Below are 13068 nucleotides of genomic sequence, written 5' to 3' on the forward strand. Positions count from 1 at the left end.
GATGGGGGAGAGCGAGACACCGTCAGCGGACCCCACGGTACTGATCATAGGACTGGGGATGATCGGCGGCTCGCTGGCTGCGGCGCTCAAGTCCAGCGGCTATGGCGGGCGGATCCTGGCCTGCGACCCCAACGTCGAGGAGATCGACACCGGCCTCGAGATGGGAGTGATCGACGACGGGGGGCGTGATCTCGCTGCGCTGGTCGCCCAGAGCGGCCTCGTCGTGGTGGCAGTGCCGGTGCTGGCCATGCGCCATGTCTTCGAGCAGCTGGCGCCGGTCCTCGGCGAGCGCGTGCTGACCGATGTCGGGAGTACCAAGCGCCGCGTCTGCGAGGCGGCGCGGGAAGTTTTCGGCCGGCTGCCGGCCAATTTCGTCCCGGGTCATCCCATCGCCGGCTCCGAGAAGAGCGGGGTGGCCGCGGCCAATCCGGCGCTTTACCGTCATCACAAGGTCATCCTGACGCCGGAGGCCGACACCACGCCGACGGCCGTCGCCATGGTGCGGGGGTTGTGGCAGCGCTGTGGCGCGGAAGTGCTCGAGATGCCGGTTGACCGGCACGATCAGGTGCTGGCGCGAACCAGCCATCTGCCGCACCTGCTGGCGTTCTCGCTGGTCGACACGTTGGCCCGCCAGGACGAGCGGCTGGAAATCTTCCGCTACGCCGCCGGCGGGTTTCGAGATTTCACCCGCATCGCCGGTAGCGATCCGGTGATGTGGCGCGATATCTTCACCGCCAACCGCGATGCGCTGCTGGATGCACTGGATGATTTCGAGACCGGCCTGGGGCGATTGCGCGCGGCCGTCGAGCAGGGCGACAGCGACGCCATGCTGGGCACGTTCGATCGCGCCAGTCATGCCAGGCACTATTTTGAAACGCTGTTGAATCAGACGAGTTATCAGACCATGGAAGCACGACAGGTTCAGTATCGGGTGTCGCCCGGCGGTTCGGTCAACGGCCGGATTCGCGTTCCCGGCGACAAGTCCATTTCCCACCGCTCGATCATGCTCGGTGCCCTGGCCAACGGTGTTACCGAGGTCAAGGGCTTTCTCGAAGGCGAGGACAGCTTGGCGACGCTGCAGGCGTTTCGCGACATGGGCGTGGCCATCGAAGGGCCGCACCAGGGCCGGGTGACGATCCATGGCGTGGGCCTGCACGGGCTGAAAAAGCCGGCCGGTCCGATCTACGTGGGGAACTCCGGCACTGCCATGCGGCTATTCGCCGGCCTACTGGCGGGACAGGCCTTCGATACCGAACTGACCGGTGACGCCTCGCTGACCAAGCGTCCCATGGCCCGGGTGGCCGATCCGCTGCGGCTGATGGGAGCAAGGATCGACACCGCCGAGGGGGGGCGCCCGCCGCTCAGGATCCACGGTGGTCAGCCGCTGAAGGGCATCCACTACGACATGCCGATGGCCAGCGCCCAGGTCAAGTCCTGCCTGCTGCTGGCGGGCCTCTACGCCGAGGGCGAGACCCGCGTCCGCGAGCCGGCCCCCACCCGGGACCATACCGAGCGCATGCTCAACGGCTTCGGCTACAAGGTCGATCGCGATGGCGACCTGGCGACGCTGCAGGGCGGCGGCGAACTGACCAGCGCACCCATCGACGTGCCGTCCGATATCTCTTCTGCCACCTTCTTTCTGGTGGCGGCAGCGATCACGCCGGGCTCCGATCTGGTGCTCGAGCATGTCGGGGTCAATCCGACCCGGATCGGGGTGATCAACATTCTCAAGGCAATGGGCGCCGATCTGCGCCTGGAAAATCCGCGTGAGGTGGGCGGCGAGCCGGTGGCCGACCTGCATATCCGTTATGCGCCGCTCAAGGGGATCGACATTCCCGTCGACCAGGTACCGTTGGCGATCGACGAATTTCCGGCGCTGTTCGTCGCCGCGGCCAACGCCGAGGGCACCACCCGGCTGCGCGGCGCCGAGGAGCTCCGGGTCAAGGAGTCCGACCGGATCCAGGCGATGGCCGATGGCCTCGATATCCTGGGGGTCGAGACCACCGTCTACGACGACGGTATCGACGTGGTCGGCAAGTCCGGCGATGGTCCCAGTTACCAGGGCGGACAGGTGGACAGTCTCGGCGACCACCGTATCGCCATGGCCTTCACCATCGCCGCCTTGCGGGCCGACGATCCGATAGTGATCGACGACTGCGCCAACGTGGCGACCTCGTTCCCCGGTTTCGTCGCGCTGGCCAACAAGGTGGGGCTTGAACTGACGGAGGTATCGGCATGACGACACTGGCGCCGGTCTTGACCATCGATGGCCCGGGCGGGGCCGGGAAAGGCACGATCAGTCGAATGATCGCCGAGCACATGGGCTGGCACCTGCTCGACTCCGGCGCCCTCTATCGCCTGACCGCACTGGCGGCGATGCGCAACGGCGTGGCCGTCGACGATGCCGAGGCGCTCTCCGTGCAGGCGCAGGCGCTCGACGTGGTGTTCGCCGTCGAGGATGGGGCAATGCAGATCCTGCTGGAAGGCGACGACGTGACCACGGCGATTCGCAGTGAAAGCGTCGGCAACGCGGCTTCCCAGGTGGCGGCGCTGCCGCCGGTCCGCGCCGCGCTGCTCCAGCGCCAGCGTGACTTCTGCAAGACGCCGGGACTGGTCGCCGACGGACGTGACATGGGGACCGTGGTCTTCCCAGACGCACCGCTCAAGATCTATCTCACCGCCTCCGCCGAGGAGCGGGCGCGGCGACGCCTGCTGCAATTGCAGCAGGCGGGTGAAGATGCTAGACTCTCGACCCTTTTGGAAGAAATCCAAGCGCGCGACGCGCGCGATATGCAGCGCTCGGTCGCCCCGCTCAAGCCCGCTGAAGATGCGGTAGAGCTGGACACCACGCAGCTGGATATACCGGAAGTCGTGGAGCGTATCGAAACGCTGCTCGCCGAACGAAAGCTGGCCTGAAGCCTACCGGTTCCAGGCCTGCTCTCCGGCAGAAGCCGACGACGCACTTCCGCTCCCGGGGCCCCTGGCAAGATGTCATGACGTGCAACGACCCGACTGAAAAGTCGCTGCAGGTCGAACCAGCGCCAACATCCCCAGGGATATGTCGATAAGGCCCGTGCTCGCTGGTGGTACGGAGGAAGACGGTTTGACCGTCATCAACGTTGATCACGTAGGAATCACATGAGCGAAAGCTTTGCTGAGTTGTTTGAACAGTCTCTCCAGGACATCAACATGGAACCCGGTGCCATCGTCATGGCGACCGTGGTTGACATCGAAGGCGACTGGATCACCGTCAACGCCGGTCTGAAGTCCGAGGGGCAGATCCCCGCGGCGCAGTTCCGCGACGACAATGGCGAAATGACCATTGCGGTCGGTGACGAAGTCAAGGTCGCGCTGGAAGCCGTCGAAGACGGGTTCGGTGAGACCCGCCTGTCACGCGAGAAGGCCAAGCGCGCCGAAGCGTGGAAGGAACTGGAAGCGGCCTTCGAGAAGGACGAGATCGTCAAGGGCGTGATCAACGGCAAGGTCAAGGGCGGCTTTACCGTCGACGTCTCCTCCATCCGCGCCTTCCTGCCGGGCTCGCTGGTCGATGTGCGTCCGGTACGCGACACTGCGCACCTGGAACACAAAGAGCTGGACTTCAAGGTCATCAAGCTCGACCCGAAACGCAACAATGTCGTCGTTTCTCGCCGTGCCGTTCTCGAAGCCGAGAACAGTGCCGAGCGTGAAGCGCTGCTGGCGACTCTGCAGGAAGGCCAGCAGATCAACGGTATCGTCAAGAACCTCACCGACTACGGCGCGTTCGTCGACCTCGGTGGCGTCGATGGCCTGCTGCACATCACCGACATGGCCTGGAAGCGAATCAAGCATCCGAGCGAGATCGTGGCTGTCGGCGACGAGATCAACGTCAAGGTTCTCAAGTTCGATCGCGAGCGCAATCGTGTATCGCTGGGCTTGAAGCAGCTGGGCGAAGATCCGTGGGTCAACATCGTCGACCGTTATCCGGAAGGCATGAAGGTCAACGCCCGCGTCACCAATCTGACCGACTACGGCTGCTTTGCCGAGCTGGAAGAGGGTGTCGAAGGTCTGGTTCACGTCTCCGAAATGGACTGGACCAACAAGAACATCCATCCGTCCAAGGTGGTCCAGGTCGGTGACGAAGTCGAAGTCATGGTTCTCGACATCGACGAAGAGCGTCGTCGTATTTCCCTGGGTATCAAGCAGTGCACCACCAACCCGTGGGAAGACTTCAGCGGCCGCTACAACAAGGGCGACCGCGTTGCCGGTACCATCAAGTCGATCACCGATTTCGGTATCTTCATCGGCCTGGAAGGCGGCATCGACGGGCTGGTTCACCTCTCCGACATCTCCTGGAGTGAGACCGGCGAAGAAGCCGTTCGCCAGTTCAAGAAGGGCGATGAAGCGGAAGCGGTCATCCTGTCGATCGACCCGGAGCGTGAGCGCATCTCGCTGGGCATCAAGCAGCTCGAGTCCGATCCGGTCTCCGAGTTCCTGGCTGTCAACGACAAGGGTGCCGTGGTCACTGGCCGCATCATCGAAGTCGATGCCAAGGAAGCCCATGTCGAGCTGGCGACTGATGTCGTGGCCGTGCTCAAGGCATCCGAGATCAGTGCCGATCGTGTCGAAGACGCTCGCAACGTGCTGAACGAAGGCGACAGCGTCGAAGCCAAGATCGTCAACGTGGATCGCAAGAGCCGCGTCATCAACCTGTCCATCAAAGCCAAGGACCAGGTCGATACGCGTCGCAACATGGGTAAACTGCGCGATCAGGACGTCGAGCCCAACGGCCCGACCACCATCGGTGATCTGATCAAGCAGCAGATGGGCCAGGACTGATTCAGCGAATCCGGTCTCTGCCTAACAAAACAGCGCCTTCGGGCGCTGTTTTTTTTGGTGCATTGTTTGCGCGTTCGCGGCTGGCAGCGCCCGGCGGGCAACGAGACGAGCGCGGTCGGCGCCGGGATCAGCGGCCGAACCAGGTCCGGAAGCGTGACGACGAAGTGGCTGGCTGCTGCGGGCTCGAACTGACGGAGAGATGCTGGGCTGCCTGCCCCAGCGGCGCGGCAATGGCCTGGAGATGATGTCGGCAGAGACGCTGGTCGAGGGCGCCAGGGCACTGCGCCATCAACAGCCCGCAGTGGTAGATCGCCTCTTCGAGTGGGGCATGAACGGGCTTGAATGGTGAGGCATTGAGGCGGCAGCGCTGCAGTTCACCCAGCAGCATCTGCAGGGTCTGGGCATCCAGCCAGCAGCGGCTGCTTTCCTCGTGCCGAGCCATGATCGAACTTTCGATGGCCTGGAAGGAGACCTGCAGAAAGACGCAGGTGTAGTAGAGCTGGGAGCGTTCGGCGGTCATCACAGGCATCGCTTTTTGATGAGATCGATTCCCATTCTCTATCCGGCCGATCTGGCTGTCAAAGGACTTTGCCTGAGGATCTAGTCGCCCCGGCTCGAACTCTCCAGCGCATTGAGCACGCCACGCAGAATCGAAAGCTCCTTGCGACTGGGCTCGGCACGGGTGAACAGGGCGCGGAGATGAGCCTCGGTCCTGGCGTGGGGTTGGGTCAGGAACCCGGCACTGTCCAGGGCCCGGTGCAGGTGGGCGTAGAAGTGATCCAGCTGCTCCATCGTGGGATAAGGGCCGCTGGCCTTGGGCATCTGTTGTGCTCCCCCCTGAATGCGAGATTGCCGGAACGCCTCGTAGGCGACGATCTGCACGGCCTGGGAGAGGTTGAGCACGCCATAGTCCGGGTTGGCAGGAATGTTCAACTGATGCGTACAGTGGCCGATCTCTTCGTTGGTCAAGCCATATCGCTCCCGCCCGAAGACGATGGCGACCGGCCCCTCCGGCAGTCGGCGCCAGAGTTCGGCGGCCATCTGCTCCGGTTCGTGGTAGCAGGGCAGCGGCAGGCTGCGCAGACGGGCGCTGGCGCCGATGACTTGTACGCAGTCGCCAATCGCCGCCGGCAGGGAGTCGACGACGCGGCAGCCCTCGACGAGGTCGGCAGCGCCGGCGGCGAGCCGCGTCGCCTCCTCATCGGGAAACTGGCGTGGAGCGACCAGGACCAGGTCGCTGAGGCCCATGGTCTTCATCGCGCGCGCGCTGGCACCGATATTGCCGGGGTGGAACGTCTGGACGAGAACGATGCGAATGCGATCCAGCATGCGCGAAAAACTCCTGGGAGCAAGAATTCAGGGTGTCGACGACTGCCTCCGGGCGGGCCGAAGGTCAAGCCGACGGCGGCAGAACCAAAAAAAGCCCCGCCAGAAGGCGGGGCTTTCCATGATACCTGAAAGGATCAGGCGATGGCGGGGCAGTGATTACATCATGCCGCCCATGCCACCCATGCCGCCCATGTCCGGAGCGCCGCCACCTGCCGGTGCATCTTCCGGATCTTCGGCCACCATCGCTTCGGTGGTGATCATCAGGCCGGCGACGGAAGCCGCGGACTGCAGCGCGGTGCGCGTCACCTTGGCCGGATCGAGGACGCCCATTTCGAACAGGTCGCCATACTCGCCAGTCTGCGCGTTGTAGCCGAAGTTGCCTTCGCCTTCCTTGACGCGATTGACGATGACGGAGGCCTCTTCGCCAGCATTGGTGACGATCTGGCGCAGCGGGGATTCCATGGCGCGAAGCGCGATGGCGATACCGTGAGTCTGGTCTTCGTTGTCACCAGTCAGGCCCTGGATCAGGGTCAGGACGCGGACCATGGCGGTACCGCCACCAGGCACGACACCTTCCTCGACCGCAGCGCGAGTAGAGTGCAGCGCATCTTCGACGCGCGCCTTCTTCTCCTTCATCTCGAACTCGGTCGCCGCACCGACGCGGATCACGGCAACGCCACCCGCCAGCTTGGCGACACGCTCCTGAAGCTTCTCGCGATCGTAATCGGAGGAAGTCTCTTCGATCTGTGCACGGATCTGCGCGACGCGCGATTCGATGTCGGACTCGACGCCGGCACCATCGATGATGGTGGTGTTTTCCTTGGACATGGTGATGCGCTTGGCGCTGCCCAGGTGGTCGAGGTTGGCTTGCTCGAGGCTCAGGCCAACTTCTTCGGAGATCACGGTGCCGCCGGTCAGGATCGCGATGTCCTGCAGCATGGCCTTGCGGCGATCACCGAAGCCCGGTGCCTTGGCCGCAGCAACCTTGACGATGCCGCGCATGTTGTTGACGACCAGAGTCGCCAGCGCTTCGCCTTCGATGTCTTCCGCGATGATCGCCAGCGGCTTGCCGGCCTTGGCGACGGCTTCCAGTACCGGCAGCAGTTCGCGGATGTTCGAGACTTTCTTGTCGACCAGCAGGAGGTACGGGTCTTCGAGCTCGACCGCCATCGTGTCCTGGTTGGTCACGAAGTACGGGGAGAGGTAGCCACGATCGAACTGCATCCCTTCGACGACTTCCAGTTCGTCTTCGAAGCCGCGACCTTCGTCGACGGTGATGACGCCTTCCTTGCCGACTTTCTCCATCGCTTCGGCGATGATCTCACCGATGCGCGCGTCGCCGTTGGCGGAGATGGTGCCGACCTGAGCGATCGCCTTGGCGTCGGTGCAGGGCACGGAAAGCGCCTGGATGTGCTTGACGGCCTCGATGACGGCCTTGTCGATGCCGCGCTTGAGATCCATCGGATTCATGCCGGCAGCGACGCCTTTCAGGCCTTCGTTGACGATGGACTGAGCCAGAACGGTGGCGGTGGTGGTGCCGTCACCCGCGGCGTCGGAAGTCTTGGAGGCGACTTCCTTGACCATCTGAGCGCCCATGTTCTCGAACTTGTCCTTCAGTTCGATTTCCTTGGCCACGGAGACGCCGTCCTTGGTGACGGTGGGCGAGCCGAAGGATTTTTCCAGAACGACGTTACGGCCTTTCGGTCCGAGCGTCGCCTTGACTGCATCAGCGAGAACGTTGACGCCACGTGCCATGCGCTTGCGAGCATCATCAGAGAACTTGACTTGTTTAGCTGCCATTGTTCGATCTTCCTAATGTAATGCGTGAAATCTTGATGAATCGTCGAGCTTCGGCCGATCAGCCTTCGACGACGGCCAGAATGTCGCTTTCGCTCATGATCAGGACTTCTTCACCGTCGACCTTCTGCTTTTCGACGCCGAAGCCTTCCTTGAAAATCACGGTGTCGCCAACCTTGACGTCCAGTGCGCGAACTTCGCCGCTCTCGAGGATGCGGCCATTGCCCACTGCCAGGACTTCACCGCGCGTCGGCTTCTCCTGGGCACTGCCCGGAAGCACGATGCCGCCAGCAGTTTTCTGCTCTTCTTCTTTGCGACGTACGATGACGCGATCGTGCAAGGGACGGATTTTCATTGCTCACGTTCTCCTGATGGTTGCATGTGACAAATGCACGTTCCCACATGAGCCTGGCTCAAGGGGCGAAGGCTTTCGCCTTCCGGTTAATGGGCCTGACGGCCTAAAACTGTCGCTGCTGCCTTGATTGGGTCTGGCCAGCCGGTTTCAAGGGGCGGCCTGAAAATTTTATCGCCGGAGGTGATGGGCGGCGACGCTTCACCGCTCCTTGCCGAGATACTCACCCTCGATGGGGGCGGCGTCATCGCCGGCTCGACCGTCGCTGGCGGTACTGTCCGAATCGCGCCGGTGGGCATCCCAGTCGCCGGGGATTTCGGCACCTTTCGGGCCAGCGCCTCGGCTGCCTCGGGTGGACCAGCGACGCATCAGCTGACCGCTGCCGGGGGCCAGGCATATTAGACCCACGATATCGGAAAGAAAACCGGGTGCTATCAACAGGATGCCAGCCAATACGAATGACGCCCCCGCCAGGATTTCGTCCGAGGGAATTTCACCGGCTGCCATGCGGGCACGGGCTCGCTGAAGCGTCAGCAGGCTCTCACGGCGAATGAGATGAATACCGAGGGCGCCACTGGCGACAATCCACACCAGGCTTGCCAGCAGGCCTATTTTTGCGCCCAGGGTGAAGAGCACGGCGAAATCCGCGATCGCGAATAGGGCGATGAGGATGAGCAGGGGCATGATGTCTCCGTCGTTGACGCTGCCTGACTTGGCAAGATGGAGACGAATGGGGGAATTGCAACCGTTCGCCACTCCGGGGCCGACGAGACGCCGGCCCCGGAGCAGGGCTTAAAACGTCGCACTGTCGGCGAGGTTGGCCACCGTGGCGTTGCCGATTCCGTCGATGCGAGTCAGGTCTTCCAGGCTCTTGTAGTTGCCATTGGCTTCCCGGTCGTCGACGATCGCTTGTGCCTTGACCGCACCGATCCCGGGTAGCGTCGTCAACGTCTCGACCGACGCCTCGTTGATGTTGACGGGCGTATCCTGAGCTAGCACGGGGAGGGCGGCGAAGCTGAACAGCGAGAACAGCACGGCTTGGAGCAGCGTCTTCATGAGCATCTCTCTCGGTTGTAGTGGAGTGAAAGCCGGTCTCGTGACCGGCTTTCACTATCTTGTATCGACGCTGCTTCACGATTTTTTATCGGAAAAAAGCGATCATTTCTGTCAGCCAATTTCTACTCGATTTCGCTAAAGTAGCTGGCATGGATGTGGCGGGAAGGTCCTATCCATTGCCGGGTCGGGTATACTCCCGCCCGAATTCGACTGCAGGAGACGACCCATGTCCGCCCCGGAATCGCCGCTCATCATTGCGCTCGACTACCCCGACCTGGACGCGGCGCTACGACTGGCCGACGCGCTCGATCCTGCCCGTTGCCGGGTCAAGGTCGGCAAGGAGCTGTTCACCCGTGCAGGGCCTGCGGCCGTCGAGGCGCTGCACCAGCGGGGTTTCGAGGTCTTCCTGGACCTGAAGTTTCACGATATCCCCAACACCGCCGCCGGAGCGGTGGAAGCTGCCGCCGATCTGGGCGTGTGGATGGTCAACGTGCACGCTTCCGGCGGTCGCCGAATGATGGAGGCGAGCGCCGAGCGATTGGCGAAACGCGGGCTCGAGACGAAGCTCATCGCGGTCACCGTGCTGACCAGCATGACGGATGAGGAACTTCAGGAAACCGGCGTCGCCGGCAGCGCCCTGTCTCAGGTCGAGCGCCTGGCCAGGCTGGCCCAGGAAAGTGGACTGGATGGGGTCGTCTGCTCGGCGCGCGAGAGCACCCGGCTGCGTGAGCTGTGTGGGGCGGGGTTTCTCAAGGTGACGCCGGGGATTCGTCCCCCGAGCGCGGAGCAGGGGGATCAGCGGCGGGTGATGACCCCCGATGCCGCGATGGCGGCCGGCAGCACGCACCTGGTCATCGGTCGAGCGGTGACCCAGGCGGCCGACCCGATGGTGGCGCTGGCCGATATCGAGCTCTCCCTGGCAGGCAGGTCGTGATCATTCGCCTTCTAGGCCCGTTACCGGCTTGCTGGTACCCCAACTGCGACAGCGGGGACACTGCCAGTGCAGCTGTTCGGCACCGAAGCCGCAGCGCTGGCAGCGATGCCTTGGTCGGGTGCTCAGTAATTGCCGGGTGTGCTGCTTGAGCAGCTCCAGCCGATCCCGCTCGGCGGGATCGCTATCGTCCAGATAGAGGTCCATCAGGTAGTCGACGCCGCGCAGGCTGGGGTGGTCGCGTAACTGATCGCTGACGAACGCGCAGGCGATCTCCGTGCCTTGGCGGTGTCTTAGCGTGTCTGCGGCCATCATGACGACCGAGGTTTGCGGATCGTGTTGCAACTGCTTCTCCAGAAATTGCCACCAGCCGTCCTCGTCATCGAGCAGACGGTAGGCATTGCGCAGCGGTTCCAGCACGATGGTGGTGAAACTCGGGTCCTGTTCGGGAATTCGCTGCCAGCATCGGGCCGCGTCGCGGTAGTGGCCGATATCCCACTCGAGCTGGCCCAGCATCCAGTTGGCGCGAACGCAGCGTTCATCGGTATGCAGTGCCTGTTTCAATGCCTTTCTGGCCAGTGACGGACTGCTTTCGATGCGATGCTTGCTGGCCAGCTCGCAGTGCCAGTGCGCCGCCGCCCGGCGGATGTCGGGGTCCTGACGCACCAGTTGTGGCTGGGCGGTGTCGAGGGCCTGGGCCCACTCCTTTTCCCGTTCGAACAGGTCGACGAGCAGACGTTTGGCGGCGAGCTTCTGCGCGTCGTCGACCTGGCTCTTCTGCAGTGACAGGAGTAGCCGCTCGGCTCGGTCGAGCAGCCCGAGGGTGAGGAAGTCGCGCGAGAGTTCCAACTGGACCTGGCCGCTCTGAGCGCTGGACAGTGCCGGGCGGGCGAGCAGATTCTGGTGAATGCGGACCGCGCGATCGGCTTCGCCGCGCGATCGGTAGAGATTGCCCAGGGCGATATGCGTCTCGACCGTGTCGCTGTTGACTTCCAGCGCCTGGGTGAAGGTCTCGATGGCACGATCCGGCTGCTCGTTGAGCAGATAGTTGAGGCCGACGAAATAGTCTTTCGGCAGGGCGCCGCTCGGCATCTCAGGGCGTGGCCGGCGACGGCCACGCCCCGATTCCCAGCGCCCCAGCAACCAGCCGATGGCGATGGCTGCCACCAGCAACGCCAGCAGCAGAGGATCGCTCATTCAGGTGCTTTCCTTGAACTCCTGCGTCCGTAGACGATCGAGTTCTTTGCGCTGTTGCTGATTGTGACGCTGGGCACGGGTCAACAGGGTTCTCAGACGAAGGTACATTCCCGTCATTGCCAACATGCCGAGAATCACGCCACAAGCCAGGGCAACCAGGAGCCACAGCGACAACGAGGCGGGGGGGAGCTGCACCCAGATCAAGTCCAATGGCAGCGGCTGTTGGTTGTTGACGGCAAACAGGATGCCGAGCAGCAGCACGACGATCAGGATGATGGCGAGAATGACGCCTTTGAGCCAGCGCATAGTAATTCCTGGTAACGCACCGCGACGGTCCGGTCGTGATCAGTCGTCGCGATGGCAGCCGTCGAATCGGGCGACGGATGCAATGACTGGGGAGATCAATAGCCCAGCGCGCGGCTGGCATTGACCTGTTCGCGTAGTTCCTTGCCCGGCTTGAAGTGCGGGACGTATTTTCCGTCGAGGTCGACGGGGTCGCCGGTCTTGGGGTTGCGTCCGGTCCTGGGCTCGCGAAAGTGCAGCGAGAAGCTGCCGAATCCGCGAATTTCCACGCGCCCACCGTCCGCCAGGGCGTTGGTGATATCATCGAGAATGACGCGCACCGCCGCTTCGACTTCCTTCGCCGATAACTCGGGGCGACGGGTGGCGATCTGTTCGATCAATTCAGACTTTGTCATCGACATTCTCCGTGAGGCCTCTGCCTGGCGGCCAAGAACCGCGTAATGGGCGTCCGACGTCTGTTATTGTCGTTTCAGCATACTTCGCAACTTTCGAGAAAACAACGCATTAGCCGGGCGAGCCGGATGACTGAATAGTGACCGGCAGTTCACTCGGGTATAATGCTGTGTATTGCAGTCACTCAGCACATCGGATCGAGGGTAGTCCATGTCAGACAACGAAGATGTCACGCGACGACGGCTTTACTGGCATTCACGACGTGGCATGTGGGAACTGGATCTGCTGCTGATGCCGTTTCTCGAGGAGCGCTACGACCAACTGACGCCTTCGGATCAGGTGTTGTATCGGGAGTTACTGGCCAACGAGGATCAGGATCTCTTCACCTGGCTGATGCGGCGCGAATGGCCAGAGAATGCCGAGCTGCGGCGTCTCGTCAAGATGATCGTTGAACATGCGGAAACCACTGACAACAGTCGTCGTCAGGCGCTCTAGGCTGTCGCTGACTTGCCAGGGGCTGCTGGCACTGGCGTTGTCCGGCTACGCCGGGTGGTGGGTCGACTGGCGGCTGGCCGTGTTGATGTCGCTGACCGCCCTGGCATTGGTCGCCCGGCAATTTCTTTCGACCCCGAGACGGCGCTATCTGCGATGCATGATGGCCGGGGAGACGCCGGTCTGGGAGTGCTCGGTCGATGCCCGGATATGGGAGCCGGCCCCATGCCGGCTAGTGCGCCTCGGGCCGATGCTGTCAGCGGTCGACCTTTCCGGTCGGCGCCTGTGGTTGTGGCCCGATAGTGGTGATGCGCACTCGCTACGTTGTCTGCGCGAGACGCTAGCCGGTCAAGCCGACTGACCAGATTCTGCACGTCAGACGAGAAACGGCCCCACCAGCTCT

14 protein-coding genes and 1 pseudogene are annotated in these 13068 nt (G+C 63.0%); 6 read left to right on the forward strand and 9 right to left on the reverse strand.

All coding sequences use genetic code 11. The features are described from left to right. The first annotated feature begins 1 nt into the window (after position 1). The 3 genes from DOM56_RS19260 (at position 2) to rpsA (ending at position 4815) form a co-directional block, all read left to right on the forward strand. Positions 2 to 2239, forward strand: a complete 2238-nt coding sequence (locus DOM56_RS19260; protein ID WP_110710567.1) for a bifunctional prephenate dehydrogenase/3-phosphoshikimate 1-carboxyvinyltransferase — start codon at positions 2 to 4, stop codon at positions 2237 to 2239. Then, complete coding sequence (gene cmk / locus DOM56_RS19265; protein ID WP_110602850.1) at positions 2236 to 2916, forward strand: (d)CMP kinase; 681 nt, start codon at positions 2236 to 2238, stop codon at positions 2914 to 2916. Before DOM56_RS19260 ends, cmk begins: the two co-directional genes overlap by 4 nt. A 222-nt stretch (positions 2917 to 3138) precedes the next feature. Continuing rightward, entirely contained in the window at positions 3139 to 4815 is a 1677-nt protein-coding gene (gene rpsA, locus DOM56_RS19270; RefSeq protein WP_110602848.1) for a 30S ribosomal protein S1, read from the forward strand. Between the two features lie 127 nt (positions 4816 to 4942). Here rpsA and DOM56_RS19275 read toward each other — a convergent pair whose 3' ends face one another. From DOM56_RS19275 to DOM56_RS19300, 6 genes are all read right to left on the reverse strand, one after another. After that, positions 4943 to 5335: a hypothetical protein gene (locus DOM56_RS19275; RefSeq protein WP_110710568.1), complete on the reverse strand. Its 393-nt coding sequence runs from the start codon at positions 5333 to 5335 to the stop codon at positions 4943 to 4945. 80 nt (positions 5336 to 5415) lie between these two features. Beyond that, the gene (locus DOM56_RS19280; protein ID WP_110710569.1) at positions 5416 to 6144 is read right to left on the reverse strand and encodes an RNA methyltransferase; all 729 of its coding nucleotides are present in this window, start codon (positions 6142 to 6144) and stop codon (positions 5416 to 5418) included. 156 nt (positions 6145 to 6300) lie between these two features. Next, on the reverse strand, positions 6301 to 7944 hold the full coding sequence (gene groL, locus DOM56_RS19285) for a chaperonin GroEL (RefSeq protein WP_110710570.1): 1644 nt from the start codon (positions 7942 to 7944) through the stop codon (positions 6301 to 6303). Positions 7945 to 8002: 58 nt separating this feature from the next. Then, a complete protein-coding gene (locus DOM56_RS19290; RefSeq protein ID WP_071232843.1) occupies positions 8003 to 8296 on the reverse strand; it encodes a co-chaperone GroES in 294 nt (97 codons plus the stop codon). 198 nt (positions 8297 to 8494) lie between these two features. Then, entirely contained in the window at positions 8495 to 8977 is a 483-nt protein-coding gene (locus DOM56_RS19295) for an FxsA family protein (RefSeq protein WP_110710571.1), read from the reverse strand. A 108-nt stretch (positions 8978 to 9085) separates the two neighbouring features. After that, entirely contained in the window at positions 9086 to 9349 is a 264-nt protein-coding gene (locus DOM56_RS19300) for a ComEA family DNA-binding protein (protein ID WP_110710611.1), read from the reverse strand. 226 nt (positions 9350 to 9575) lie between these two features. Here DOM56_RS19300 and pyrF point away from each other — a divergent pair, with 226 nt between their 5' ends. Then, the gene (gene pyrF / locus DOM56_RS19305) at positions 9576 to 10283 is read left to right on the forward strand and encodes an orotidine-5'-phosphate decarboxylase (RefSeq protein WP_110710572.1); all 708 of its coding nucleotides are present in this window, start codon (positions 9576 to 9578) and stop codon (positions 10281 to 10283) included. On the opposite strand, the gene lapB is transcribed toward pyrF, so the two are convergent. The 3 genes and pseudogenes from lapB to DOM56_RS19320 form a co-directional block, all read right to left on the reverse strand. After that, a complete protein-coding gene (lapB, locus tag DOM56_RS19310; protein ID WP_110710573.1) occupies positions 10284 to 11477 on the reverse strand; it encodes a lipopolysaccharide assembly protein LapB in 1194 nt (397 codons plus the stop codon). Beyond that, on the reverse strand, positions 11478 to 11783 hold the full coding sequence (locus tag DOM56_RS19315) for a LapA family protein (RefSeq protein ID WP_110602835.1): 306 nt from the start codon (positions 11781 to 11783) through the stop codon (positions 11478 to 11480). 95 nt (positions 11784 to 11878) lie between these two features. Further along, positions 11879 to 12187 (reverse strand): annotated as a pseudogene (locus DOM56_RS19320) (integration host factor subunit beta); the annotation flags it as partial. 196 nt (positions 12188 to 12383) lie between these two features. Between DOM56_RS19320 and DOM56_RS19325 the strand changes: the two are divergent. Together DOM56_RS19325 and DOM56_RS19805 are read left to right on the forward strand one after the other, a co-directional pair. Next, positions 12384 to 12668: a succinate dehydrogenase assembly factor 2 gene (locus DOM56_RS19325; protein ID WP_110602831.1), complete on the forward strand. Its 285-nt coding sequence runs from the start codon at positions 12384 to 12386 to the stop codon at positions 12666 to 12668. Then, positions 12628 to 13026 (forward strand): hypothetical protein, encoded by a 399-nt coding sequence (locus tag DOM56_RS19805; RefSeq protein WP_157958292.1) that lies wholly within the window; start codon positions 12628 to 12630, stop codon positions 13024 to 13026. Before DOM56_RS19325 ends, DOM56_RS19805 begins: the two co-directional genes overlap by 41 nt. Positions 13027 to 13068: the final 42 nt, after the last annotated feature.

Origin of the sequence: Salinicola sp. CR57 (assembly GCF_003206585.1) — a bacterium.
GTDB lineage: Bacteria > Pseudomonadota > Gammaproteobacteria > Pseudomonadales > Halomonadaceae > Salinicola > Salinicola lusitanus.